Source organism: Amycolatopsis sp. NPDC104819 (assembly GCF_055583145.1).
On the sequence record NZ_JBVJON010000016.1, the window covers coordinates 205,906 to 232,776 of the forward strand.

16 protein-coding genes and 1 tRNA gene are annotated in these 26,871 nt (G+C 67.6%); 10 read left to right on the plus strand and 7 right to left on the minus strand.

The features are described from left to right. Nucleotides 1-196: 196 nt before the first annotated feature. Genes ACZ63E_RS39120 through ACZ63E_RS39130 form a run of 3 tightly spaced genes read left to right on the plus strand, consistent with a single transcriptional unit; the run spans nt 197 to nt 12,196 of the window. A complete protein-coding gene (locus ACZ63E_RS39120) occupies nt 197-5,368 on the plus strand; it encodes a DEAD/DEAH box helicase (protein WP_465341368.1) in 5,172 nt (1,723 codons plus the stop codon). Then, the gene (locus ACZ63E_RS39125) at nt 5,352-8,186 is read left to right on the plus strand and encodes a helicase-related protein (protein WP_465341369.1); all 2,835 of its coding nucleotides are present in this window, start codon (nt 5,352-5,354) and stop codon (nt 8,184-8,186) included. The genes ACZ63E_RS39120 and ACZ63E_RS39125 overlap by 17 nt, the downstream gene beginning before the upstream one ends. Next, nucleotides 8,183-12,196, plus strand: a complete 4,014-nt coding sequence (locus ACZ63E_RS39130) for an Eco57I restriction-modification methylase domain-containing protein (protein WP_465341371.1) — start codon at nt 8,183-8,185, stop codon at nt 12,194-12,196. The genes ACZ63E_RS39125 and ACZ63E_RS39130 overlap by 4 nt, the downstream gene beginning before the upstream one ends. Here ACZ63E_RS39130 and ACZ63E_RS39135 read toward each other — a convergent pair. The 3 genes from ACZ63E_RS39135 to ACZ63E_RS39145 form a co-directional block, all read right to left on the minus strand. Continuing rightward, entirely contained in the window at nt 12,159-13,271 is a 1,113-nt protein-coding gene (locus ACZ63E_RS39135; RefSeq protein WP_465341372.1) for a hypothetical protein, read from the minus strand. The two genes, ACZ63E_RS39130 and ACZ63E_RS39135, sit on opposite strands and share 38 nt — an antisense overlap. Continuing rightward, on the minus strand, nt 13,268-13,837 hold the full coding sequence (locus ACZ63E_RS39140; RefSeq protein ID WP_465341373.1) for a DUF4365 domain-containing protein: 570 nt from the start codon (nt 13,835-13,837) through the stop codon (nt 13,268-13,270). Before ACZ63E_RS39140 ends, ACZ63E_RS39135 begins: the two co-directional genes overlap by 4 nt. Nucleotides 13,838-15,441: 1,604 nt before the next feature. After that, nucleotides 15,442-15,514 (minus strand) — tRNA-Arg (locus ACZ63E_RS39145). A gap of 273 nt (nt 15,515-15,787) precedes the next feature. Between ACZ63E_RS39145 and ACZ63E_RS39150 the strand changes: the two genes are divergently transcribed. The 7 genes from ACZ63E_RS39150 (at nt 15,788) to ACZ63E_RS39180 (ending at nt 22,763) form a co-directional block, all read left to right on the plus strand. Next, a complete protein-coding gene (locus tag ACZ63E_RS39150; RefSeq protein ID WP_013230063.1) occupies nt 15,788-16,441 on the plus strand; it encodes a response regulator in 654 nt (217 codons plus the stop codon). Beyond that, complete coding sequence (locus ACZ63E_RS39155; RefSeq protein WP_465341374.1) at nt 16,442-17,050, plus strand: trimeric intracellular cation channel family protein; 609 nt, start codon at nt 16,442-16,444, stop codon at nt 17,048-17,050. Nucleotides 17,051-17,118: 68 nt separating this feature from the next. Further along, a complete protein-coding gene (locus ACZ63E_RS39160) occupies nt 17,119-17,811 on the plus strand; it encodes a response regulator transcription factor (RefSeq protein ID WP_465341375.1) in 693 nt (230 codons plus the stop codon). Continuing rightward, a complete protein-coding gene (locus ACZ63E_RS39165; protein WP_465341376.1) occupies nt 17,808-19,217 on the plus strand; it encodes an ATP-binding protein in 1,410 nt (469 codons plus the stop codon). The genes ACZ63E_RS39160 and ACZ63E_RS39165 overlap by 4 nt, the downstream gene beginning before the upstream one ends. Nucleotides 19,218-19,375: 158 nt before the next feature. After that, nucleotides 19,376-20,176, plus strand: coding sequence for a DeoR/GlpR family DNA-binding transcription regulator (locus ACZ63E_RS39170; RefSeq protein WP_465302220.1), 801 nt, complete (start codon nt 19,376-19,378; stop codon nt 20,174-20,176). Further along, nucleotides 20,173-21,255 carry a galactose-1-phosphate uridylyltransferase gene (gene galT / locus ACZ63E_RS39175; protein WP_465302222.1) on the plus strand — a complete coding sequence of 361 codons (1,083 nt, stop codon included), beginning with the start codon at nt 20,173-20,175 and terminating at the stop codon, nt 21,253-21,255. The genes ACZ63E_RS39170 and galT overlap by 4 nt, the downstream gene beginning before the upstream one ends. 71 nt (nt 21,256-21,326) lie before the next feature. Beyond that, entirely contained in the window at nt 21,327-22,763 is a 1,437-nt protein-coding gene (locus ACZ63E_RS39180; protein WP_465341377.1) for a S1C family serine protease, read from the plus strand. A 1,016-nt stretch (nt 22,764-23,779) separates the two neighbouring features. On the opposite strand, the gene ACZ63E_RS39185 is transcribed toward ACZ63E_RS39180, so the two are convergent. Genes ACZ63E_RS39185 through ACZ63E_RS39200 form a run of 4 tightly spaced genes read right to left on the minus strand, consistent with a single transcriptional unit; the run spans nt 23,780 to nt 26,866 of the window. Beyond that, nucleotides 23,780-24,913 (minus strand): molybdopterin-dependent oxidoreductase, encoded by a 1,134-nt coding sequence (locus ACZ63E_RS39185; RefSeq protein WP_465341378.1) that lies wholly within the window; start codon nt 24,911-24,913, stop codon nt 23,780-23,782. Next, a complete protein-coding gene (locus tag ACZ63E_RS39190) occupies nt 24,910-25,542 on the minus strand; it encodes a class I SAM-dependent methyltransferase (RefSeq protein ID WP_465341379.1) in 633 nt (210 codons plus the stop codon). The genes ACZ63E_RS39185 and ACZ63E_RS39190 overlap by 4 nt, the downstream gene beginning before the upstream one ends. Further along, nucleotides 25,542-26,225 carry a TIGR04282 family arsenosugar biosynthesis glycosyltransferase gene (locus ACZ63E_RS39195; protein WP_465341380.1) on the minus strand — a complete coding sequence of 228 codons (684 nt, stop codon included), beginning with the start codon at nt 26,223-26,225 and terminating at the stop codon, nt 25,542-25,544. The genes ACZ63E_RS39190 and ACZ63E_RS39195 overlap by 1 nt, the downstream gene beginning before the upstream one ends. Next, entirely contained in the window at nt 26,222-26,866 is a 645-nt protein-coding gene (locus ACZ63E_RS39200; RefSeq protein ID WP_465341408.1) for a glycosyltransferase family 2 protein, read from the minus strand. The genes ACZ63E_RS39195 and ACZ63E_RS39200 overlap by 4 nt, the downstream gene beginning before the upstream one ends. Nucleotides 26,867-26,871 lie beyond the last annotated feature (5 nt).

The window sequence follows — 26,871 nt, forward strand, 5'->3', positions numbered from 1 at the left end:
CGTGAAGGCCAGCAGAGGTACATCCGCGCGAGCGACTACTCTCTGCAACTGCCCGATACTCGGAGACCCTCGCGTGTAACCAGAAGGGGCGTTGACCCGATAGCCTCGTACGTGTGAATCTGCGCGGGTCTTGTTGGCTCATGTTGAGCGCGCAAGCTGGTCGCAGCCATAACGAGGGAAACAGCAGGACGGTGCGATGGATGTGTTCAAGGTTCGCGACGAGCTTGTGTGCGACTACCGCGAATTCACCGAAAGCTTCGTCGAGATCCGGGACGACGGCATTCGTGGCCACGTGAGTGCACGAATGGCCGAAGGGTATCAATGGCCAGACCCCTGGCTGTCGCTGAACCCCAACTTCGCTTCCGGGCGCACCATCACCGAACTGGTCGCGGCGGAGGACTTGCACCCCGACTGCGAGCGGATCTTTCGACTGAAGGATGAGTCGGGCAGCGGCCGGGTGCTCCGGCTCCATCAGCACCAGCGGGAGGCCATCGAGATCGCCCGCAGTAGGCACAGTTATGTGCTGACCACTGGCACCGGATCCGGCAAGAGTCTCGCCTACTTGATCCCCATCGTGGACCGGATCCTTCGAGCGCGTTCTGAGGGTGCCTACCAACCAGGCATCAAGGCCATCATTGTCTATCCAATGAACGCGTTGGCGAATAGCCAATACCGTGAGCTGCACAAGTTCCTCGAGTTGGGTTTTCCCGATGGCGCACCGGTTACCTTCGAGAGATACACTGGCCAGGAGAGCGATGGCGATCGCCAACGAATTATCGAAAGCAAGCCGGACATCCTCCTGACCAACTACGTGATGCTTGATCTTGTGCTAACCCGCACCAGAGACCGCGGACTGATCGAAGCGGCACGGGACCTTTGGTTTCTCGTCCTTGATGAACTGCACACCTACCGCGGGCGGCAGGGCGCCGACGTCGCGCTCCTGGTGCGACGTTTGCGTGAGGCGTGCCGAGCGGACGACGTGCAGTGTGTAGGCACGTCAGCCACGATAACCACAGAGGGCGACCAGGAGAGTCAGCGTGAGCAGGTGGCGTTCATCGCCGGCCGTCTATTCGGCACACCCGTCAAGGGTGAACATGTCATCGGGGAAACGCTGGCCCGAGTAACCGACGAGAATGCTGTCGAAGCGGCGGCCTTGATCGCTGCGGTACGTCGAGGCACGCCGCCCGATACCTTCGACTCGTTCGTCATCGATCCCTTGACAGCCTGGGTCGAGCAGACTCTCGGATTCGAAGATGGTGAGCTCGCCAACCGGTCGCCGATCCGGCGCCGTACCCCGTTGACGATGCCCGAGGCGACTCGTCGGCTAGCCCAGACCACTGGACTTGCAGAGCAGGAATGTCAGCACGCGATTACCGGCGTCCTGCAGGCCGGGGCCGCCATCGAAAACCCGGAAACCGGCCGTCCTGTCTTCGCTTTTCGGTTGCATCAGTTCCTCTCCAAAGGCGACGACGTCTTCGGCACACTTGAGCTTCCCGACCAACGGCATATCACCAGCAAATACCAGCGGCTCGCGCCGATCGTCGGCGCACCCGCCAAGATTCTCGTGCCGTTCGCGTTCTGCCGAGAGTGTGGCCAGGAGTACCTGTCAGTGCGGCGCCGTCGTCAGTCCGGCACGACGATTTTCGAGGCGCGGCGGGACACTGACCATGGCGGCGATGAGACGCAGATCGGCTACCTCTACATCAGTACGGACGCGCCGTGGCCCACATCAGTCGATGTGGTCTTGGCTGATGGACGCCTGCCGTATACCTGGGTAACTGCCGATGCGACGGGTGCACCGATGCTGCTGCCCGGCAAAGCAGGACATCTTCCCGAGTCGCTGCGCGTTGCGTCGGACGGACGGCAGGACTTCGGGGACGAAGGCACGGCGGCCGCGTTCATCCGTAGTCCGTTGCCATTCTGCCTTCAATGTCAAGTCTCGTACGAACAGTCAGGCAGTCAGGATTTCGGTAGGCTGGCGAAACTCTCTGCCGAGGGGCGTAGCTCGGCCGTATCGATCATCAGCACCAGCGTGGTCTCTTCGCTCCGTGAGGTCGGCTCCAATCTGGACGATGAGGCCAAGAAGTTGCTCGCGTTTGTGGATGCTCGCCAGGACGCATCGCTGCAAGCGGGTCACTTCAACGACTTGATGCAGGTGGCACAGCTGCGCAGCGCGCTTTACCGCGCAATGCGCGACGAACCCGACGGCCTTGGTCACGAAGTGCTCGCCCAGCGTGTTACCGAAGCTCTGGATCTCGATGTGACTGAGTTTGCCCGTGAAGAGTCGCAGGGCAAATACGTGCGCGATGAGGCTTTCCGTGCCCTGCGGGAGACCGTGGGGTACCGGCTATACCTCGACCTGGAGCGAGGCTGGCGGGTCACGATGCCGAACCTCGAGCAGACGGGATTGTTGCGCATCGGCTACGCGCGTCTTGACGAGGTCGCCGCCGACGAGAGCCTATGGTCCGGGACGCACCACTTGCTGCGCAACGCCGATGGTGTCTTCCGCGGCCGGGTCGCCGCGTCGCTTCTCGACGAGCTACGCCGGTTTCTTGTTATCGACGTTCCCTATCTCACAGAGCCCGGATTCCGGACCACGCAGCTGCTGTCCGAGCAGCACTTGCGTGAACCGTGGGCGGTGCCGCCAGAGGAGCGTGCCCCGCTGGCGCGCGTCGCTTATGTCGGCTCACGGCCAAAGGGTTCGAAATCCAAACGACAGCGCGACATGTACGTGTCGGGCCGGAGTGCATTCGGCCGGTACCTCATCCGCGTCTATACAGCACAACGACAGCGGCCGAGCCGTGACGACGCGACGGAGATGATCCAGGATCTGCTGGAGGTGCTGCAGGGTGGTGGCTTGCTTATGCCAGTGCCGTCGGAGCACACCGGTGAGGCGACGGGATATCGGCTCAAGTCAGCGCGGATCCGCTGGCTGGCCGGTAACGGTGAGTCCGGTGCCGTGGATCAGGTCCGCCGGACCCTGAAGCGGGGCGAGAAGCCGCGCGTCAATCCGTTCTTCCGGAATCTTTACTGCGCCGACGCTGTTGCGCTGCGGGGGCTGCGCGCCTTGGAGCACACCGCACAGATCTCCGCCGAGGAACGGCAGCAGCGGGAACGTGAGTTCAGCGAAGCGCTGCTGCCGATCCTCTACTGTTCGCCGACGATGGAGCTCGGCGTCGACATCAAGGGACTGAACGCGGTGGCGCTGCGTAACATACCGCCCACGCCGGCGAACTACGTTCAGCGCGCTGGTCGGGCGGGTAGGTCCGGGCAGCCCGCCCTCGTAGTTGCGTATTGCGCAACCGGCAACGCGCATGACGAGTATTATTTCCGTCGCCCTACTGACATGGTCGGTGGTGTGACACGGCCACCCCGGCTCGATCTGGCCAACGAGGACCTGGTCCGCTCGCACATCCACGCGTTGTGGCTGGCTGAGACGGGTGCCTCCTTGGGAGACTCGATGACGGACGTGGTCGACGTCACGGGAGATCAGTCGACGTACCGCGTGAAGGAAGACACATGGCGCGACCTCACCACGTCGGACGTTGCACGAGGGGCTGCCGCTCGCGCCCAAAGCGCATTGCACGAGCTGACGTATGAGCTGAGGCAATCCTCCTGGTGGCGGGAGGGTTGGATCGAGGAAGTGATCAATGAGGCACCCGACAGGTTCAGGCGTGCATGCGACCGGTGGATCGACCTGTACCGGACCGCGCTCTCCGAGTACGAGAGCCAGTCACGGCGGGCCGTGGACGTGTCGATCGGGCAGAACGACCGCCGCCAAGCCGAGGACAGGGTACGGGTTGCCAAAAGCCAACTCAGGCTTCTGCAGAATGACGATCGGGGTGACCTGCAGACGGACTTCTACCCATATCGGTACTTCGCATCGGAGGGATTCCTACCTGGCTACTCGTTCCCGCGGCTACCGCTTGCCGCGTATGTGCCGGGGCGGGGCAGCAGGCGGCGCGGGGACTACATTCAGCGTCCCCGGTTCATCGGCATCAGCGAATTCGGGCCCGGTGCGATCATCTACCACGACGGTGGCCGGTATATGGTGCACAGCGCGCAGCTCACTCCGGAGCAGCAGGGTGCTGATGGCATCGCCACCGGCAGCATGCGTCGATGCGATGGCTGCGGCTACCTCAACGACGACGCTGACGACAGGTGTGTTGGCTGCAATGACCGCCTCAGTACCACAGTGCATGGTCTGCTGCGGTTGACCTCGGTCAAGACTCGACGGCGTGACCGGATTTCTTCCGATGAGGAGGAACGGCGACGTTCGGGGTTCGAGATCCAGACTTCGTACAGCTACTACAACAGAGACGGCCAAACCAGCCGAGTCAACGCGGTCGCGCGCGCCGGCGAACGCTCCGTACTCGATCTTGCCTACGGTGACTCAGCCACTTTGCGGATGACTAACTTGGGTCGGCGTAACCGCAGGACCGCTGACGGATTCATCATCGACGCTGCCACCGGAGAATGGGGCGGGGACCCCGGCTCCAGCGACCCCCAACCAAACAGTGTCGACGGGTTGCCAGATCCCGGTGCGATCAAACGCGGCCAGCGAGTGATCCCCTATGTGGAGGATCGGCGGAACATTCTCGTGATTCGCCACCCGGGCCCACTCGCAACCGAGACCGCGATTAGCTTCGCTACCGCGCTGGAGCGCGGCATCGAGGCGGCTTTTCAGCTCGAAGACACCGAGCTGACCAGTCAGCTCATGCCCGACCGGGATGGACGCGGGCGGACACTGTTCATCGAGAGTGCCGAGGGCGGCGCGGGTGTGCTGCGCCGGCTGGTGGACGACGAGACCGCGCTGGCCCAAGCGGCTGCTACAGCGCTCGAAATCTGCCACTACGACCCCCTCACCGGGGTGGACCACAGCCACGAGATCGACCCTGGTGAGCCGTGTGTCATGGCTTGCTATGAATGCCTGTTGTCCTACGGCAATCAGCACGTCCATGGACAACTTGATCGCCGTCTCGTCAAGGAACTGCTGAAAGGATTGGCCGGCGCAAAGACTTCATCTCGCGACCAGTCGGCGCCCGCGCAGTCGATGCTGGAGGAGGTGTCGGCGCGCGCCGGCGAGTTCATCACATGGCTACGCGAGCGGAACCTTCGGCAGCCCAACGGGACACCCTCCGACGTTCCGGCCTCGGACTCGTCACCCGATCTGGTGTATCGACTCGAGTACGGCAAGGCAGTGGTATATCTGTCCGATGATGGCGATCCACGTGAGGACGAACGCCTCCGGGACGACGGCTGGCTAGTGATCCGCTTCGGTCGTCCTGAAGACTGGGAGCAGACGATCGCACGGTTCCCGACGGTATTCGGCAGCCTCGGAGGGAGGCGTGGTGAGCAGTACCTTTGATGTCGGCGCGCTCGTGACCGCGCGTGGGCGCGAGTGGGTGGTGCTTCCCGGCTCCGACGACGAGTTTCTCCTGCTCAGCCCGCTCGGTGGCGGCCGGGATCAGACGGCTGGGATCATCCCGGCACTGGAACCGGTCGCCTCCGCAAAGTTCCCGGATCCTGACCCGGCCGACGCCGGGAACGCCACCAACGCCGGGCTGCTGCGGACTGCTCTGCGCGTCGGCTTCCGCGCCGGAGCAGGGCCGTTCCGAGCGCTCGCGGGCATCGCCGTCGAACCGCGCTCCTACCAGCTCGTACCGCTGTTGATGGCGGTGCGGATGGAAGTCGTCCGGCTGCTGATCGCGGACGATGTCGGCATCGGAAAGACCGTCGAGGCCGGTCTGATCGCCGCCGAACTGATCGCTCAGGGCGACGCGACCGGCCTTGCGGTGCTTTGTGGTCCCGCGCTCGCCGAGCAGTGGCAGGCCGAGCTCGCGACCAAGTTCGGTATCCACGCGGAACTGCTGCTTCCGAGCACCATCACACGACTGCAGCGGGGGCTGCTGCCCGGTGAGACCGTATTCGAGAAGTACCCACACATGGTGGTGTCGACCGACTTCATCAAACGGCCTGGCCTGCGCGAGATGTTCTGGCGCGACTGCCCCGACCTGGTGATCGTCGATGAAGCCCACACCTGCGTTTCCGACGGTACCGGTGGGCGTTCGCGCATGCTCCGCCACGAGCTACTGACCGGCCTGGCAAAGCGACAGGACCGGCATCTGCTATTGGTCACGGCTACGCCGCACAGCGGCAAGGACGAGGGCTTCCGCAACCTGCTTCGGCTGCTCGACCCCGCTCTCGGCGATGTTAACCGTGAAGAATCCGCCGGTCGCGAGTTGCTCGCCCGCCACTTCGTGCAGCGTCGCCGAGGCGACATTCGCACCTACCTCGACGAGGAAACCCCTTTCCCTGGGGACCGGCTCAGCCAGGAACGGCCCTATAAGCTTCACGCCGAGTACAAGCGACTCTTCGACAACGTGCTGGCGTACGCGCGAGAAACGGTGCGCGACGCGGCGGGAAACCGCCGTGATCAGCGGATGCGCTACTGGTCGGTGCTCAGCCTGCTACGCGCACTCGCATCATCGCCGGCGGCGGCTGTGGCCACCCTCGCGACACGCGCCAGCGGCAGTAACGCCGCCAACGCTGACGAGGTTGACCAACTCGGCCGCGCCGCCGTGCTCGACCTGCCCGACCAGGAGACCCTCGAATCCGTCGACGTGTCACCAGGTGCCAACACCGCCACCGAATCGGATACATCGGACCGCAGGCTCGCTGGGTTCGCCAAACGCGCCAAGGCGCTGGCCGGTGCCAAGGATGCCAAGCTCACCGAACTCACCAAGGTTGTCACCGAACTGCTCCACAAACACGACTGCAACCCCGTGGTCTTCTGCCGTTTCATTGACACTGCCGATTATGTTGCCGCGCATCTCGCTTCCGTCCTCGGCGATGAAATCGCCGTCGCCGCCGTGACAGGGGCGCTGCCGCCGGAAGAACGTCAGGAGCGCATCGCCGAACTGGTCGCCGACGAGGCCAAACGCCCGATCCTGGTCGCCACCGACTGCCTTTCAGAGGGTGTCAACCTGCAGGAGCATTTCCAAGCAGTCGTCCACTACGACCTCGCCTGGAACCCGATCCGGCACGAGCAGCGTGAAGGCAGGGTCGACCGGTTCGGCCAGCGAGTTGATCGGGTTCGCGCGACAACGCTCTATGGCAGTGACAACGGTGTCGACGGCATCGTGCTCGATGTGCTGATCCGCAAGCACGAGCAGATCCGCACAGCTCTGGGCATCACCGTCCCGGTACCCGACCGCAGCGACGACGTGATCGAGGCCGTCCTCGAAGGGCTGATCCTGCGGGAGGCCCAGGGCACCAACTTTGACCAGCTGACTCTCGACGGGTTCGGCGAGGAGCACACCACCCGACTGCACCACGAGTGGGACAGCGCTCGGGACAGAGAGAAGCGTTCCCGTACACGGTATGCACAGGACGCCATCAAACCGACCGAGGTCGCTCGCGAAGTTGCCGCGATCCGCTCTGGGCTCGGCACCGTTGGCGAGATCACCGGGTTCGTCCGTGAATCCCTGGCCGCGCTCGGCTCCGGACTACTCGCCACCTCCGACGGTTTCACTGCCGAGACCGGAGGTCTGCCCGCAGCCATTGCCGAGGCGCTCCCGCACCGGCACCCCGAACCGCTGCCGTTCCACACCGCGCTCCCGGTGCCACCGCGTACCGCACACCTTGATCGCACCGACCCAGTCGTCGTCGCCGTCGCACAGTACGTGCTCCAGAGCGCGCTGGACCCAGCGACACCGGCACACCAGCGCCCAGCTCGCCGGACCGGGGTTATGTACACCGCAGACGTGCCCAAGCGCACCACCCTCATGCTGATCCGCCTCCGTATGGGCGTCGAGCTGCCGGCGCGCGCCGGGGTGCGCAAGGCGGTCGCCGAGGAAGCCAGGCTGCTTGCCTATCGCGGGTCGGTATACGAGCCTGAATGGCTGGATGACGCTGCCGTCACCGCCCTTCTCGACGCTAAGCCCAGCGGCAACGTGGCACCGGACCAGGGGCGTGACTTTCTGGAGCGGGCGGTCGCTGGGCTCGACAGCCTTCAGCCCCATTTGGCGTCTGTCGCGGACGACCATGCCGTCGCGCTGCGCGACGCGCACATCAGGGTTCGCGAGGCAGGAGGGCAACGGGTACGCCGCAAGATCGCGGTGGGCGCACTCAAACCCGTTGATGTGCTCGGCATCTACGTCTACCTGCCTGGGAGTACCTCGTGACGGCCACACTCGGCGCCTTCCCGTCGGTGAGCGTCGTCGGCGGGCTGCTACCCGCCGAGCTGTTCGACCGAATCGCCGGCGGCGACCGCGCGATACTCGGTCTCGATCCGGCGGCATACGGACTTCAACCGGGCGAGTCGGTGCGGCGGCAGGCCGCCCGCTCCTGGGAGTACCTGCTCGGCGTCTGGCGCGACTTCAAGGACAGCCTGTCGACAACACCCGACACCCGTCACACCGAGCTCACCCGGCAGAGATGGCTGCACATCCTGCTGCGCGAGCTCGACTTCCGCAACCTGGAGACCAACCCGGGGTTCGACATCGGCGGCACCGCATTTCCTGTAAGCCACGCCGCAGGGCGGACTCCGGTCCACTTGCTCGGCTGGCTGACCGATCTCGATCACCGGACTCCTGGTCGTATCGCGCGCGCCCCGCAGTCAATGCTGCAGGAGCTGCTCAACCGATCGGATGCCCACCAGTGGGCGATCCTGTCCAATGGCGCACGCCTCAGGTTGCTCCGTGACGCTCGGGCCCTGGTTGGCTCGGCGTACGTCGAGTTCGATCTGAGCACGATGTTCGACGGCGAGCTCTTTGCCGACTTCGTGCTCTTCTACCGGATCTGCCACACTTCTCGGTTCACCACTGACGAAAACGACAAGTGTCTGCTCGAGCGCTGGTGCGAAACCGCCGAGTCGCTGGAGACGCGTGCCCTGGAACAGCTTCGCAGCGGTGTAGAAGCAGCGATTTCCCTTCTCGGCACCGGGTTCCTCGCTCACCCTGAGAACAGGAACCTGCGCAAAGCTGTCCATACTGACCACACGTACTCCATCAGCGACCTCAACCGGTCGCTGCTGCGGCTGGTCTACCGGCTGCTGTTCTGGTTCGTCGCCGAAGACCGAGACGCGCTGTACGCCGAGGACGCGCAACCGCTCGCGCAACAACGCTACGCCGGGTACTACTCGTCCGCTCGGCTGCGTCGACTGGCCCGCGGCCATGGCACACGCCACGACGATCTGTGGGAGGCCGTGCGTTTTGTATTCCAAGCACTCGGCACCGAGGGCGGCGTACCGCAACTCGGCCTGCCCGGGATCGGTGGCCTGTACGAGCCAGGGCCGCTCGACACGCCGCTGGAAGGTGCGCGGCTGTACAACGTAGATCTGCTCGCAGCAGTGCGGGCACTGTCGATCGTACGTGACACGGTGGGCGGTGGGCGGCGCCGCGTCGACTTTGGCCACCTCGGCGCCGAGGAACTCGGCAGCGTCTACGAGTCGTTCCTCGAACTGATACCACGCCACGACCCGGACACGCGGCGGTACACACTGGAACGGCTCGCCGGCAACGACCGCAAGGAGTCCGGCTCCTACTACACGCCGAGTTCTCTGGTTGACTGCTTGCTCGACTCCGCGCTCGACCCGCTGCTCGACCAGGCAGAGCGCACGGACGACCCGGCCGGCGCACTACTGTCCATCACCGTCTGCGACCCCGCCTGCGGGTCCGGGCACTTCCTTGTCGCGGCGGCACGGCGCATCGCGAAACGACTCGCCGCGGCCCGCACCGGCGATCCCGAGCCGCCCGATGCCGCGGTACGAACGGCCTTGCGCGAGGTCGTCGGCCGCTGTATCTACGGAGTCGATGTCAACCCGATGGCCGTCGAACTGGCCAAGGTTTCGCTCTGGCTCGAAGCCATGGAACGCGGCAAGCCACTGGCGTTTCTTGACGCCAACCTCAAAGTGGGCAACTCGCTCCTGGGCACCACCCCGCGCCTGCTGCGCGAAGGTGTGCCTGACGCCGCGTTCGCCGTACTTCAGGGTGATGAGGCTACGGCCGTGCGTGCACTGAAGCAGGACAACGCTAAAGCACGCAAGGGGCAGGCTAGCCTGTTCAGAACCGATGAGATCGAGGTGGACAACGCGGCCGAGGCTGCCACCGCAGCACAGATCATCAGTACAGTGCCGGACTCGCTGGAGGACCTGCACGTGCAGGCTGCGCGGGTCAGAGACGAGCTACTGGAGTCGCCAAGCCACCGCGCCCGCAAACTGATTGCCGACACCTGGTGCGCCGCGTTCGTACAACTCAAGACCGAGGCGACCCGTGCGACCGCCATCACCGATGCGGTGCTGCACAGCCTGGCCGCCGATCCGTCGAGCGCATCGAAGGACCTTGTCGAGCTCGTCGACGGTTTGGCCCGTGACTACCGCTTTTTCCACTGGCACCTGGAATTCCCGCACATCTTCCCCACCATCGGACCCGACATCGACCCCGAGACCGGCTGGGTCGGCGGGTTCTCCTGCGTGGTCGGCAACCCGCCGTGGGAGCGCGTCAAGATCCAGGAGAAAGAGTATTTCGCGGCGAGGCACGAGGGCATCGCAACTGCTCGCAACGCAGCTGAGCGCAAACGACGCATTGCCGCACTGAAGTATAGTTCTGACCGAGCCGACCGCGCCCTGTTCGCCGCCTTCGCACTGGAGCTGCGAAAGGCCGACGGTATCAGCGCCCTGTTGCGTAGCTCAGGCCGCTACCCGCTCACTGGCAAGGGCGATATCAACACCTACGCGGTCTTCGCCGAGACCGGCCGTATGGTGCAAGGGCAACAAGGGCGACTCGGTATGATCCTGCCGACGGGCATTGCCACGGACGCGACGACCGCACCATTCTTCCGAGATGCGGTCGAGAACAGCAGGCTCGACTCTCTGCTGGGCTTCGTGACCAACCCACGGATCTGGACCGATGTCGGTAATCGGCGGTACCCGTTCTCCATTCTGGTGATGGCCGGACGCGCCAGCCGGGTCGATCAAGCCGAGTTCTGGACACTGGCGAAGCATCCTGACGAACTGCCGCCGCGCGGCGAACGCATCAAGGTCGCGCCGCACGATCTACTACTTGTGAACCCGAACACCGGTAACTGCCCACAGTTCCGCACGCAACGCGACGCCGAGATCACGCTGGGGATATATCGCCGCGTCCCGGTGCTCTGGCATGAAGGCGTATCTGATGGGAACCCGTGGGAGCTGACTGGAAAGTCGTTCCTGCGAATGTTCGACATGGCCAACGACTCGGATCGCTTCAGCACTGCCGCCGAGCTCACCCGTGACGGCTGGACCCTCGACCGCAATGTTTTCACCAACGGCGAGACGCGGATGCTGCCGTTGTACGAGGCTAAGCTCGTCCACCATTTCGACCACCGTCTCTCCTCCTACGACAAACGCCCCGAGGGTAGTCAAGACACCGAACTACCGCGGCTCGATCTCGATGAGAAGGCTGACCCAGCGCGTGTGCCCATTCCGCGCTACTGGGTCGCCGAAGCAGACGTCGCCGAGAGACTTGAAGAACGTGGGTGGAACAAAGACTGGCTCCTTGGCTGGCGCGATGTGACCAACCGGACGAACGAACGAACTCTGGTTGCCGCTGCGATCCCGCGCGTGCCGGTTGGGCACAAGTTTCTCCTTGTGTTGCAATCCCAGAAGGCAGCTCAGCTTCAAGCCAACATGTCGTCGTTCGTCCTCGACTACATCACGCGACAGAAAATATCGGGTACTTCATTGGGATATTTTATTGTCAAACAACTTCCCGTTCTCCCGCCGGAGACCTATGACAAGTCGGCGCCGTGGGCGCCCGACTTCACGCTCGGCGAGTGGATCATGTCTCGGGTGCTCGAACTGTCCTACACCGCGCACGACATGCGATCCTTCGCCGAGGATCTCGGTGATGTCAAGGAGCCGTTCCGTTGGGACGAACACCGCAGGGAGCTGATGCGCGCTGAGTTGGACGCCGCATACTTCCACCTCTACGGCATCGGGCGCGACGAAGTCGGCTTCATCATGGACACATTCCCGATCGTCCGCGGCAAGGACGAGGCCGCGTATGGCGAGTACCGCACCAAGCGGCTAATTCTCGAGGTCTACGACGCGATGGGCGCTCCTCGATACCTCACCCCGCTCGATCCGCCTCCGGGCGACGGGCCGCGCCACGAGAACGCTACGAACGCTCCAGTGTCACGTACCCCTCGCGGGTGATCAGCATCTCAACGCGTCCTTCAGTCCGCGTTAGATGACCAGTAAACTGGAAGGTCAGCTGCGGGTTCTGATGTTCTCGACTTGCGCGTTCATACTGTTCGGGGTCGAGGCGTACCCAGATGGTCGCCTCCTCGCCATTCCCCGAACCGCGCACCAGGTTGCCCTGCACTCGCACGCGGTGCGGTGCGGGGGCATAGTGCATCTCCCTGATCCTGCCGGTGATTGTCGCCTTGCCGCTGGACGCAATCTCTTTGAGCCGTTTGGCGCCGCTGTCGAGCACCCGGATCGCCTCGGCGGTGAAGCTGATCGATTGCGGCGGCAGCTCGGATGGCAGCCTCCGGGCCCAGAAAAACTTGACGTCGAACGGGCGGTTCTTTTCAGGGCCGGCGAGTTCGAGTAGGCCCTCGCACAGCTGCTGCGTGACCCCGTTCTCCATCGCGCTGTCAAAGACATCGAGTGCCGCTCCCTGGTCCACGACCCGAGTGCTGGCCCGATGTGCGGCGGTGATCGCCTGGTGCAGCTGCGTGACCACTCTGCGTCCCAGGGGATCATTAGCGTCGCGGTCAGGCGGCTGAACCGGCACACGCACGGTCATGATGTAGCTACCAGGCGCAGTTGTATCGAGTAATACCTCGTTCAAGAAAGCTGTCACCTCGGCCGGACGTCGTCCCCTGAACGATGGGGTGGCGCCCTCGTCGAGGCTGCGCCGTGCGGCCGACAACAGATCGCTGATGCCACTGAACGCTCTGAGGGCCATCGGCAGCGGGATGGTGCCAGACGGCGTCGGTGGGCGCGTCCTGTATTCCTGCTTGTCCACTAGAGGATCCGCAATGTCCCTCGCGACCTCCAGTTGAGGGCGCCCCTCAAATTTCGCGAGTTCGTCGAGCGCAATCCCCAACAGCCGCCGACTGTCCCGATATCCGTGCTCCAACGGGATCAGGAGCTCGTGCGTGTCGTCCTCGCCGAAACTCCAGACGCCTGCCCCTCGCCAAGTTCCCGGCTGCCGATGCCAGCCCGCGGCGTCCAGGTAGCTGATGATGTCCGGAACATCAAGATCGTGCGGTGTCTCGGTCACAGTGTCCCCCCTGATTGGAGCTGAGCGGTGGGCATGGACACGTCACTTGGATCAGGCTCGAACATCGACAACAGCGACTCTACTGTCAGCCGATTTCCCGCCGGGATGTCGACGCTCACCTTCCGTTTCCTGCTCGGGTCGAGGATCAACGGATGGGTGGCCAGCGAGAGCCAGTACCCGATGTGACGCAGCTCCAACGCGTTGACTGTGACGCATGCATAGTCGGCGTGGTTCTTTGGCACCGCGAGCATCACCAGAAAGTGTGGCAGCTGGTGGTCGCCTGCCAGGTCGTTGTACTGGCACTCATCAAGGCCACGAAACTTCCAGACGGACTGATCAGCCGATAGCTGTGGTGCTGAGGCCGTCTTCACCTGTACTTGGATCTTGGGGTACCGGACTCCGCGGACTTCACGGGGCAGACTGACGATGAAGTCGGTTCCTTCGATGTCGTCCCCGCCCTTCTGTGCGAGGGGGACTGCGCCAGCCGCTGTCGCGAGGGCGTTGAAGTAAACCTCACCGTACCGCCCTTGATGGTTGCGTTCGGCTTCCCCCACGGGTGAGACCACCCCTTCACCTCGGTATCGGTTGCATCGTCACAGTCGACGCCATCACGGTACAGCTCAAGCGTGGAAGCTGACGATCGCTGGCTTCCGAGCGGACAAGAGCATGTCTCGCCGGTACACGTCGAAGAGAGCAACTGGATGAAACGGCACAAACCCGGCCATCTGGCGCCCGGTCGCGATCAGCTGAGCGGCGGCGGCAACCGATACCGGCAGCTGCGGGTGTCGCAGGTTCGAATCCGCCCAGAGGTATCCGGCAACTAGTTTACGCGCCTGAACGTGCGGTCATCGGATCTTCGACGGGTCATCTCCGCGGCGGAGCAGATGCAAGAGGCGTGCGAAGCAACGGGTGATGCGAGCGTTCGAACCCGAGGCGGCGACACGAGGCTTTCTGCCCGAGGACACTGAGGAGCGTCAGCTGTGGCGGGACCGGATCGAGATCATCTTGCGTAGTCGCGCGGACCGCCTGGGATAGCCGGATGCCACGCTGTGGCGTAGCGGTGACGTGCACCGGGTGCTGGTGGATCACCTCGTGTCCCGCCAGACGGCGCGTAAAGCCTGCGTCGAGACCCTCCGAGGGTTCCTGGAGTTCTTGGATGACACCGATCGGCTGCTCCGCGCTCCACGACATGGTGGTGCTGCTGGAGGAACTGAACCGGCTGGCTCCCGGATTCTCTGCAGCGATAGCTGGCACTTCCCGCTGCAGGCTGGCCGAGCGGGTGTGGGACGGCGATGTGCGCCGGTGGCCTCCGCGGTGACTCCGACCCGGCCGAGATCGATCGGTTGGTCGAGCGGGCTCAGCGCACTGGACGTCGACGACCAACGTGAGGTGCTCGGCGAGTGGCTGGACGGCAACCCGGAGTACAGGATCGCGACGCTGCCCGTGCAGGGCGGCGAGGTGACGCTGCTCAAGCCGGGAATGCCAGCGGACAAGCGGCTCGTGTGGCCGGACGCTAGTGAGTGTGATTGCGGCGGCGCGGATCGTGAAACGCCCGTTCCGGAAGGCCTTCCGGCGGAATGGGAACTGGGTGCGGCCGTACCTGAAAGCAGGTTGCTGCACCCGGTTGTCCGCACTCGGTACCTGGGCGGGCGCAAAGGGCCGTCCGGTGGACCGCTGGCCGTGAACCGCTGCGCAATTAACTGGGGTCCGTGGCGTCCGCGGTCGGGGCGGGCGATGCGGCCTGCTGCCTGGCGGACGTGCGGGCGCTGGAGGGGCTCTGGGAACTGGCTCTGGAACTCGACGTGCTCAGCCCTCGCCGGAATCGCGTCTGCGCCGGCGACATGATGGCCGACCTCCGGACCACGCTCGCCGGCGAAGCTTCACCGGACGCGACGTTGGATATCTGGGATGACGGTCCAGGTCGGCGAAACCGCTTCGAGTACATTCCGACAGGCGCGCAAAACCGGCACTTTGGCTGGGCGGTGGACGTTCCCGGCGGGACTGCGAGTGCGTCTCCCGAATCTCGGCCGGCGACTGGTATGCCTCCGCGTGACCGGCGGCGACTCTCGTTTGGCCCGGCGAAATACTCGGCGACGACTTCCCCGTCAGAGTCGAAGACCAGGCTCGCAACCATTACCGCAGTGACTGAGTGCGCGTTGAACACTGGCTGTGCCCCCGGCAGGATTCGAACCTGCGACACCCGCTTTAGGAGAGCGGTGCTCTATCCCCTGAGCTACGAGGGCATGTACTGCCGAGCTCAGCTTAGCGGGCGCGGGGCGGTCGCAGCAGGAGGGGCACGGATGGCGTAGTACGACCTCCGTCGTCACCCAGGTGAGTGGTTCTCGGGCTCCTCATTGACCGGAGATATACCCTGCCGGACGGTCCGCCGCATCTGACCTGGACGGACCAGCGCCTCACCTGGTCGTGTCTGGTTTCGAACTGCTGAACAACAGTAGGTAACCTTCGTTAACGGGACGCGGGGAGCCGCCTCCTACTGGCTGTTGCGGAGGGCTTCGTTGATCAAGCTCATGTTCGCCGACGACGAGGAACTGGTGCGCTCGGGGCTGCGCGCGATGATGTCCGGGGCCCAGGACATCGAGATCGTGGGCGAAGCCTCCGACGGCAGATCCGCGGTCGAGGTCGCCCGGCGGTACCACCCTGACGTCGCCCTGCTCGACATCAAGATGCGCGCCCCCGACGACGGCATTCGCGCGCTCCGGGCCATCCTCGCGCTCCCCGATCCGCCCACTGTTGCCATGCTGACCACCTTCGACATCGACGAGTACGTCAGCCTCGCGCTGCGGCTCGGGGCCAACGGCTTCCTGCTCAAGGACATCGACCCCGCCGCGCTGCTGCGGGCCGTGCGGGACCTGAGCCGGGGTGGGGCCGTGCTCGATCCCGGGGTGGCCGCGCGGATGGTCCAGTCGCACCGGGACGAACAACGCGCTGCTCAGCCCGCTCGCAAGCTGCTCGCCTCGCTGTCCGAACGGGAACGCGAGGTCGTCGCGCTGATCGGGCAGGGGCTGAGCAACGCCGAGATCGGCGGGCGGCTGCACCTCTCCGAGGCCACCGTCAAGGGGTACGTCTCCGCCGTGCTCTCCAAGATCGGGGCGGCGAACCGCGTGCAGGCCGCCCTGCTGGCCTACCGCGGCGGCCTGCTCGACCAGTAGATGCTGCTCACGGCGCTGGAGTTCCTCGGGCTCGTCGCCTTCGCGGCGTCCGGGGCGCTCGCCGCCGTGCGGGCTCGTCTGGACGTCTTCGGCGTGGTCGTCGTCGGGCTCACCACCGCGCTCGGCGGCGGGGTCATCCGGGACGTCCTGCTCGGCATCCACCCGCCGACGACGCTGCGGAACTGGCCCTACCTCGCCGTCTGCGCCGTGACCGCCCTGGTCGTCTTCGTCTTCCACCCGCAGGTCGCGCGGCTGCGGCGGGGCGTGCTGCTCGCCGACGCGCTCGGGCTCGGCGTCTTCGCCACCGCCGGGACGACCATCGCGCTCAACGCCGGAGCGACCGTCTACGCCGCGTGTCTGATCGGCATGACGACCGGGATCGGCGGCGGCGCCGTGCGCGATCTGCTGCTCCGGGAAATCCCCCTCGTCCTGCGTAAAGAGATCTACGCCGTGGCCGCGCTGGCCGGCTCGGTGCTCGTCGCCATCGGTCACGCTGTGCGACTGCCGGAAGGTCCGGTCACCGTGGTCGCGGCCGCCGCCGTGGTCACCGTGAGGATGGTCGCGCTCTGGCGGCACTGGAACGCGCCGGTCGCGCGGGCGCCGGAGTAAGGGAATCTCTTTGTTAGTTCTGTGTGTGTTCTTAGGCGAGTCTCAGCACGCTGAGTAAAACTACAGCCATGCGCATCCTTGTGGTGGACGACGACCGCGCCGTCCGTGAGTCGCTCCGGCGGTCCCTGGAGTTCAACGGCTACCAGGTCGAGCTGGCCAGTGACGGTGCGCAGGCCCTGGAAGCGATCATCGCTGACCGGCCCGACGCCATGGTCCTCGACGTCATGATGCCGCGGCTCGACGGCCTGGAGGTGGCGCGCCGGCTGCGCAGCACCGGCGACGACCTGCCGATCCTCGTGCTCACCGCCCGCGACACCGTCTCCGACCGGGTGTCCGGGCTGGACGCCGGCGCCGACGACTACCTGCCGAAGCCGTTCGCGCTGGAAGAGCTGCTCGCCCGGCTGCGGGCGCTGCTGCGCCGCGCCAGCCCGGACGCCCAGAACGGCCAGGCGTCCGAGATGCTGTCCTTCGCGGACCTGACGCTCGACCCGGGGACCCGGGAGGTCCGCCGCGGCGGGCGCGAGATCAGCCTGACCCGGACCGAGTTCGCACTGCTTGAGCTGTTCCTTTCCTACCCGAAGCACGTCCTCACGCGGGGCCGGATACTGGAGGAAGTATGGGGTTACGACTTCCCGACGTCGGGCAACGCGCTGGAGGTTTACGTCGGCTACTTGCGCCGCAAGACGGAGGCCGAGGGGGAGCCGAGGCTGATCCACACGGTGCGGGGGGTGGGCTACGTCCTGAGGGAAACCCCGCCGTGACCGAACCCGGCGACCCCCGGGGCACGCGGTGGGGGACACGCCGGTTCTCGCTGCGCGGCCGGGTGACGCTGCTCGCCGCCGCCTGTGTCGCCGGCGCCGTCGCGCTCGTCTCGCTGGGCGCCTACATGGTCGTGCGCAGCAACCTGTACCAGCAGCTCGACGACAGCCTGATGGCGCGCGCGCAGGCGGCCGCCGACTCACCGCAGGTGCAGACCGAGCTGCGGCAGGTCCCCGGCGCCTTCCTGGCCAGCGCCGACCTGCAGATCGGCCAGCTCAACGCCGCTCCCGACGTCGCGCACGCCGTGATGACCTACCCGCTGTCGAGCTCGGCGCCGCCGTTCGGCCAGGCCGAGCTGGACGTCGCGAACGGTGATTCGCCGGAGTCGCTCCGGACGGACTTCCGCACCGACAGCCGCGTCGTCGCGCTGCCGACCGGGCACGGCGAGGCCATCGTGCTCGCCCAGTCGATGGGCCCGACCAAGCGCACGCTGAACGAGCTCGCGCTGGTGCTGTTCCTGATCGGCGGCGCCGGCATCCTGGTCGCCGCCGCGGCGGGCACCGCGGTGGCGCGCACCGGCCTGCGCCCGGTCGACCGGCTGACCTCGGCCGCCGAGCGCGTCGCCAAGACCGGCGACCTGCGCCCGATCCCGGTCAGCGGCGACGACGAGCTGGCGCGTCTCACCACGAGCTTCAACACCATGCTCGGCACGGTCGCGGACTCGCAGGAGCGGCAGCGCCAGCTGGTCGCGGACGCGGGCCACGAGCTGCGGACGCCGTTGACGTCGCTGCGCACCAACCTCGAGCTGCTGCTCGCCGCGAGCAAACCCGGCGCGCCGCCGCTGCCGGACGCCGACCGCGTCGACATCGTCGCGGACATCAGCGGCCAGCTCGACGAGCTCACGCAGCTCATCGGTGACCTCGTCGAGCTCGCCCGCCAAGACGAGCCGCGCGAGCGCTTCGAGCGCGTCGACCTGCTGGACGTCGTCGAGCGGGCCCTGGACCGGGCGCGCCGCCGTGCGGGCGAGATCAACTTCGACGTCTCGCTGCAGCCGTGGGTGCTCACCGGCGACAACAGCTCGATCGAACGCGCGATCCTGAACCTGCTGGACAACGCCGTGAAGTTCTCGCCGCCGGATGCGACGGTCTGGGTGCGGCTCTACCCGCTCGGCGACGGCACCGCCGTGGTCGAGGTCGCGGACGCCGGCCCGGGCATCGCCGAGGAGGACCTGCCGAAGGTGTTCGACCGCTTCTACCGCTCTTCGGAAGCGCGGACGCTGCCCGGTTCGGGCCTCGGCCTCGCGATCGTGAAGCACGCGGCCGAGCGGCACGGCGGGGCCGTGTACGCGGCGCGGGCGCCCGAGGGTGGCGCGCTGATGACGGTCCGGCTGCCGGGAGCGCCCGGCTGACCGGTTGTCCGTCGCGGTGTTGTTCGCCCGGGGCGCGCCGCCCCGGGCGTGACCTGGTCATTCGAAGTTCACCCCCGTCGGACCTGCGGATCCCGTGTTGAATCGTGTAGGATTTTGTGTGGTTGGGGCTCGAGGTTCAGCGGGGACGGAGTTGAACGGTGCTGGCGCGTCAGCGACAGGCGGTGATCCTGGAAGAGGCACGCCGGACCGGCGCGGTCCGGGTCAGTGACCTCGTGACCAGGCTGGGCGTGTCCGACATGACGGTCCGTCGCGATCTGGACGTCCTGGCCGGGCGCGGGCTCGTCGAGAAAGTGTACGGCGGCGCCACCTCGGTCATCGGCAAGAGCACCGACGAGCCCGGCTTCGAGGCGAAGTCCGTGCGCCAGCGCGCGCAGAAGGAAGCCATCGCCGAGCTCGCCGCGACGCTCGTCCGGCCCGGCACCGCGATCGGCATCTCGGCCGGCACCACCACGTGGACGCTCGCGCGGGCGCTCGACGCCATTCCCGGGCTCACCATCGTGACCAACTCGATCCAGGTCGCGGACGTGCTCCGCGGGTCGACCCAGCCGGATCGCACCGTCGTGCTGACCGGCGGGGTGCGGACGCCGTCGGACGCGCTGGTCGGGCCGGTCGCCGTGCACAGCCTGCGCTCGCTGCACCTCGACGTCGTCTTCCTCGGGGTGCACGGGATGGCCGACGGGCCGGGGTTCACGACGCCCAACCTCACCGAGAGCGAGACCGACCGCGCGCTGGTCGAGGCCGGGCGCAAGCTCGTCGTGCTCGCCGACCACACCAAGTGGGGCACCGTCGGGATCTCCACGATCGCCGACCTGGACGAGGCCGACGTCGTGGTCACCGACGACGGGATTTCCGACGAGGCCAAGGAAATGCTCGCCGAAAGGGCAGGGGAACTCATGATCGCCGAAACGGCGGAGACGGTCGAGGCCGAGGAAGCGTGAAGCGCACCGTACGACACCTGGCCGACGGCCGGGAGATCATCTACTTCGACCAGCCCGGCGCGCCCGACCGCGTCGCCGAGGACACCCGTGATCTGCCGCCGGTTTCGGCCGCGTCGGAGATCCGGCTCGACCCGCTGACCCACGAGTGGGTCGCGATGGCCGCGCACCGGCAGACGCGGACGTACAAGCCGCCGGCCGACCTCTGCCCGCTGTGCCCGAGCAAGCCCGGCAAACCGAGTGAAATCCCCGAAAGCGACTACGACGTCGTCGTCTTCGAGAACCGGTTCCCGTCGTTCGCCGAAGATGTTGTCGGCGAGCCGTCCACTGTGGACGGCCTCGGGCTGGTGCCGGTGCGGCCCGGCCGTGGACGGTGTGAGGTCGTCTGCTTCACCAGCGACCACGACGGCGCTTTCTCACGGCTGAGCGCGAAGCAGGTGCGGGCGGTGGTGGACGCGTGGGCCGACCGCACCGCCGGACTGTCCGAAGTGCCCGGTGTGGAGCAGGTCTTCCCGTTCGAGAACCGCGGTGAGGAAATCGGCGTCACGCTTTCGCACCCACACGGCCAGATCTACGGGTACCCGTTCGTCACGCCGAAGACCGCGCGGATGCTCGACGTCGCCCGCGCCTACCAGGCCGAACACGGCCGCCCGGTGCTCGGCGACGTGCTCGCCGCGGAAATCAAGTCCGGCGCGCGGGTCGTGGCGTCCGGTGAGCACTGGACGGCGTTCGTGCCGCCGGCGGCGCGCTGGCCGGTCCAGGTGCAGATCGTGCCGCACCGGCAGGTTCCGGACATCCCGGCGCTGACCGACGCCGAGCGCGACGACTTCGCCGACGTCTACCTGGACGTGCTGCGCCGCTGCGACGCGCTGTACGACCGGCCGCTGCCCTACATCGCGGGGTGGCACCAGGCGCCGGTGCGCCGTGACCGCGAGCTCGGCTGGCTCCACCTGGAACTGTTCTCCGTGTTGCGTGCCAAGGACAAGCTGAAGTACCTGGCGGGGTCCGAATCGGGCATGGCGGTGTGGATCAACGACGCGACGCCGGAGCAGATCGCGGAACGGCTCCGCGCGGCGGGCTGAGCGGCCATACTCATCTCCGATGCACAGGTTCGGCTCAGGAACCTCTCAGGACCATCGCGCAAGGTGAGGGCATGACCGAGAACGACCCCAACGCGCACGACGCGGCGGCGCCGCGGCACCCCGCGGACGCCCAGCCCGGCCAGGAGGCCGCTCAAGGCGGGTGGGCGGGTACGCCGTACGGCGAGCAGGCCGCGCCCGAGTCCGGCGGCACGCCGCAGTACTCCGAGCCGTCCTACCACGCGGTGACCGGGGCCGATCCGGCGTACGGAGCGCAGCAGGCGAACCCGTGGTCCGCCCCGGGTGCGCAGGTGCCGTCCGGCCAGACCCAGCAGAGCGTCTACCCGCCGCCGAACCCGTACGCGCAGTCCGGCATGCCCGGCACGTCCGTCTACAACGCACCGGCGCCGCAGCCGAAGCGCACCGGCGGGAAGCTGCTCGCCGGCGTCGCGCTGGTGGCGCTGCTCGTCGGGGGCGTCGCGGGCGGGGCCGTCGGGTATCTGACCGGCGGGTCGTCCGGCGGCCCGGCCGGCAACGCGCTCGACGCGCCGAAGCCGGCCCAGCAGACCGGCAACGCGCCGGCCGGTTCGGTCGAGTCGGTCGCGCAGAAGCTGTCGCCCAGCGTCGTCGAGCTGCAGGTGAGCGGGCAGCAGGGGGCCGGTGAGGGCTCCGGGTTCGTCATCAGCACCGACGGCTACATCCTGACCAACAACCACGTCGTCGAGGTCGCCGCGAACGGCGGGCAGATCCAGGCCGTGTTCCAGGACGGCAAGAAGGCCGCCGCCAAGGTCATCGGCCGCGACCCGACCACCGACATCGCCGTGGTCAAGGTCGACGGCATCGGCAACCTGACCCCGGTCGAGATCGGCCGGTCCGACGACCTGCGCGTCGGCCAGTCCGTCGTCGCCATCGGGTCGCCGTTCGAGCTGGCCGGCACGGTCACCTCGGGCATCGTCAGCTCGCTGCACCGGCCGGTGCGCGCGGGCGGCAGCAGCGGCGGCCAGGAGACGGTGATGGACGCCGTCCAGACCGACGCGGCGATCAACCCGGGCAACTCGGGCGGTCCGCTGTCGAACATGTCCGGCCAGGTCATCGGCATCAACTCGGCGATCTACAGCCCGCAGTCGGCTTCGGGCGGCCAGGGCCAGGGCGGTTCCGAGAGCGGCAACGTCGGCATCGGGTTCGCCATCCCGATCGACCAGGCCCGCCGCACCGCGGACACGATCATCAAGACCGGCCGGGCCATCCAGACCTACATCGGCGCGCAGGTGAAGGACGCCCCGCAGGGTGGCGCGGAGCTTGGTGCCATCACCGCCGGCAGCCCCGCGGAGAAGGCCGGCCTGAAGGCGGGCGACGTCGTCACCAAGATCGACGACCGCGCCATCGACAAGTCCGACACGCTCGTCGCGGCGATCCGCACCCGCGCGCCGGACGAGAAGGCGAAGTTCACACTCGCCGACGGCCGCACGGTCGAGGTGACCCTCGGCGGGCAGCCCGTCCCGGCCAACTGATCCATTCCAGACGCTCGGCCGCCCTGGCGCGGCCGAGACCAGCTATGGCTCGACCCCCGTGATCCGGGGCCGGACCCACTAGGCCACGCGCGACCTGGCACTTGATGCCGGTCGCGCGTGGCCGTTTTTGTGGCCGGGTCAGGTGGCGGGTGGGTCGGTTCGTGTGCTTGGACGGGCGGCTGGTGTGCCGGGTGGGTCGGTTCGCGCGCCTGGAGGGGCGGCTGGCCTGGCCGGTGGGTCGGCTGGCGTGCCTGGGGAGTCGGTTCGTGCGCCAGGAGGGTCGCCTGGCGTGCCTGGAGAGTCGGCTGGCGCGGTTGGACGGGCGGTTCGAGTGCCGGGTGGGTTGCCTGGAGCGCCTGGGGAGTCGTCTCGCGCGACTGGAGGGGTGGCTGCCGTGCCGGGTGGGTCGGCTGGCGTGCTTGGGGAGTCGGTTCGTGCGCCAGGAGGGTGGACTGGGGTGCCGGGCGGGGCGGTTGCCGTGTCTCGCGGGGCGTCTCGTGTGTCTGGCGGGGTATCACGCGTGATTGAGGGGGCATCTTGCGTGATTGGAGGGGCATCACTCGTGTCTGGAGGGTCGACACGTGTGATTGGAGGGTCGACACGTGTGATTGGGGGGACGACACGGCTGGCCAGTGGGGTCAGGAGGGCTACCAGCCAGACTGCGGCGAGGGTGAGGGTCAGGCCCAGGGCCGGGTTGCCGTCGTGGAGGCCGGGCATTGGTGGAGTGCCGTACGGGCGCCAGAGCAGCGGGAACGCCAGGATCGCCAGGACCCCGGTGAGCACCGTCGCGACGACCACCGGGACCTTCCACGGGTGCGGGAGGAGGCGGCCGAGGAGGATGCCGAGCACCGCTGTCAGCGGGGCGACCACGCCGTCGTTCAAGAGCGGGCCGCCGATGATCCAGGCGATCGTGCCGTAGACGTCCGGGCGCAGCGGTAGTGCGTATTCGGCGAACAGCACCACACCCCACGCGAGCGCGGCGAGGCCCGGCAATGCGAGCAAAACGCGGGTGACCTTCACAGCACCTCCAGCTTCGAGACCCACTTCGTCTGCAGGACGCCCGGCCGGTTCGGGGCGATGATCCGGCACGGGAAGCCGTGGTCGATGTTGAGCACTTCGCCGTTCAGCTCCAGCGCGAGCAGGGTCAGCTCGTCGGCCGTGTGCTCGCCGGGGAGCACGCTGACGCCGTACAACCCCGAACGCTCCAAAGAGGACACCCGGACCGTCGCGCCCGGTTGCGCGCCGGTGGCTTTCAGCAGTGCCGGCAGGGAAACCCCGCGCCAGACCGCCGACTGGCTCCAGCCCTCGACGCACGCGATGGGCAGCTCCGCCGTCGTCTGCGGCAGTGCGCGCAGCTGGTCGAGTGAGAGCGCCGTCGTGCCGCGTGGCGTCAGGATCGAGAGCCGCCAGTCCGCGGCCTGCGCCGACTGCGTGACGCCCGCGGCCAGCGCCGTGCGGTTGACCGGGAGGTCCTGCGTGCCCTTGCTCGTCTTCCACGCCAGGCCGGAAACGCCGCGCAGGAACGGAACCGTGGCACCGGCGGTGGCGACCACCGCGACACCCGTCGCGAGTCCCGTCGTCACCAGGAAACCCCGTCGGGACAACCCGGCGGACGGCTCGCTCTTCTCCTCTTCGACGGTCGCGCGGCTCAGCGCCCGGCGGACGACCGGCAGCTTCACCGCGACGTGCACCAGGATCGACCCGATCGCCAGCCACGCCACCGCGTAGTGCACCTGCGGGAAGTAGAACCCCCACGGGTAGTTCTGCGCGACGTTCAGCAGCCCGGTCGTCAGCTCGAAGAACGCCGCGCCCGAGAGCACGAGGATCGACAGGCGCTCCAGCGCGTGCGGCAGCGAGCGGACGAGCGGCCGGCCGAACAGCTTCGGGTAGACGCTCCACAGCTTCGCCAGCAGCAGCGGGATCGACGCCACCCCGGAGATCACGTGCAGCCCCTGCGTGACGCGGTAGAGCCCGACCGGGCGGCTGGGCCAGAAGAACCACGTCGGCGGGTGCTGGATGAGGTGGCTGATCAGGCCGGTGATGAAGCACGTCGTGAACGTGACGGCCAGCGCCAGCCCGATCTTCGACGTCACGCGCTCGTTGTGCGCCGCCGCCTTGAACTGTTCTTCACTGGGAATCGGCAGTTTCACGGCCGCTCCAACCGCGCGAACCAGCGGTGGCCCTGCCGGGTCGTCCAGTCGACCCGCAAGCCGGCGGGCAATGCGACCTCGGCGATCGCGTCCACGCCGACCCACGCCCAGGTGAACCACGCGACGTCGGCGTGCCCGGGACGCAGCCGGACGCGCTCGTGCCGCAGGCCGTGGCCGGGCGGCTCCAGTTCGACGAGGACGTCACCGCCCGCGCCGAGCAGCCGGGCGGTGCGGCGCAGCAGCTCCACCGGATCACCGCCGATGCCGATGTTGCCGTCGGCGAGCAGGGCGTGCCGCCACCGGCCTTCGCCCGGCAGCCGGTCGAAGATGTTGCGGCGCAAAGCACTTCCGCCGCGACGGCGGGTCAGGCCGACGGCCGTGCGGGAGCTGTCCACGCCCAGCGCGAGGATCCCGCGTTCGGCCAGCGCGGCGGTGAGCCTGCCGGGCCCGCAGCCGAGGTCGATCGTCGGGCCGGAACAGGCGTCGAGCAGCACGTCGTCCCCGTCGGACGGCTCGGTCCAGCGTTCGACCGGCAGCTCGATCCGCTCGCCGTTGGCCAGTTCGAGCCAGCACTGGTGGCCGAGCAGGCCGTGGTCGAACTCGTTTCCGGTGGTCGCCGGGGCCGTCATCACGCGACCGCCCGGCCGTCGACCGCCGCGACGGCGCGGGCGAACCGGCCGTCCGGGCACAGTGCCGCCACCGCGCGGGCGTCCGCCATCGTGTCCACATCGGACAGTTCGGCGCCCCGCCGTGGCCGCAGCCCGCACGCGGTGAGTGCGCGCAGAGTGCGTTCGCCGGTGTCGTCGCGGGACATCGGGACGCCCGCGAGGACTTGCGCGTGCGCCGGTTCGGCGAGACCCAGCGCCCACCAGCCGCCGTCCATCGCGGGGGCGACCACCGAGTCGTGCCCGTCGACGACGACCGGTGCGGCCGCCGCGGCGAGCGACTCCGGCGTGACCTGCGGGGTGTCCATGCCGATCTGCAGGATCGGCAGGCCGCTGTGCACCGCGGCGGCGTCCGCGTGGGCGTTCGCGAGGCGGGCGCCGAAGTCCCAGCCACGCTGGGGGATCACGGTGGCCCGCCGCAGCGCGAGCCCGATCTCGGCCGAGCGGGCCGCGGCGCCGAGCTGGCCGGTCATGGCGACGACGGGCGCGGCGCCGGGCACCGCGTAGACGGCGTCCAGGGTGTCGAGCAGCGCGGCCGCGGCGATCTCGGCCGCCTGTGCCGGTGTCGCGGGCGGGCAGAGGCGGGTCTTGGCGAGCCCGGGCACCGGCGCCTTGGCCACGACCAGCAGCACGAACGGGGTTGTCATCGCGCCAGCACCCGCCCGAAGTCGCGGACCGCGCGCAGCGTGCCCCGCACCGAGCCGGACACCTTCGACTTGGTGCCCTTGGCGCGCTCGCCGTAGCGGACGTCGAACTCGCGGACCCGCCAGCCGGCCCGCTGGGCCTTGATCAGCAGCTCGAGCGGGTAGCCGAACGCCCGGTCGGTGATGCCGAGGCCGAGCAGCGCCCGCCGGTCCGCGGCCCGCAGCGGCGCGATGTCCCGCACCGGCAGCCCCCGCCCGCGCAGCAGCAGCGCCAGCACGACGTTGCCCGCTCGCGCGTGCCAGGGCCACACCCCCGGGCCGGTCGGCACCCGGCGCCCGACGGCGAGGTCGGCGCCGCTTTCGACCGCGGCGACCAGCCGCGGCAGGTCGCCGAGGTCCAGGGACCCGTCGGCGTCGGCGAAACACACGATGTCCGCGGTGGCGGCTTCCAGGCCCGCGTGCACGGCCGCGCCGTACCCGCGACGCGGTTCGTGGACGACCTTCGCGCCCAGCGAGGCCGCCACTTCGGGCGAGCCGTCGGCCGAGCCGTTGTCGACCACGATCGCGCGGTAGCCCGGCGGCAGGCCGGCCAGCACGCCGGGGAGCGCACCCGCTTCGTCGAGGCAAGGGAGGACGACGTCCACTTCCG

Coding starts and splice junctions, on each gene's coding strand:
- ACZ63E_RS39190 (WP_465341379.1), bottom strand. CDS start 25,542: ATGACGGCCCCGGCGACCACCGGAAACGAGTTCGACCACGGCCTGCTC.
- ACZ63E_RS39195 (WP_465341380.1), bottom strand. CDS start 26,225: ATGACAACCCCGTTCGTGCTGCTGGTCGTGGCCAAGGCGCCGGTGCCC.
- ACZ63E_RS39155 (WP_465341374.1), top strand. CDS start 16,442: ATGCTGCTCACGGCGCTGGAGTTCCTCGGGCTCGTCGCCTTCGCGGCG.
- ACZ63E_RS39120 (WP_465341368.1), top strand. CDS start 197: ATGGATGTGTTCAAGGTTCGCGACGAGCTTGTGTGCGACTACCGCGAA.
- ACZ63E_RS39180 (WP_465341377.1), top strand. CDS start 21,327: ATGACCGAGAACGACCCCAACGCGCACGACGCGGCGGCGCCGCGGCAC.
- ACZ63E_RS39160 (WP_465341375.1), top strand. CDS start 17,119: ATGCGCATCCTTGTGGTGGACGACGACCGCGCCGTCCGTGAGTCGCTC.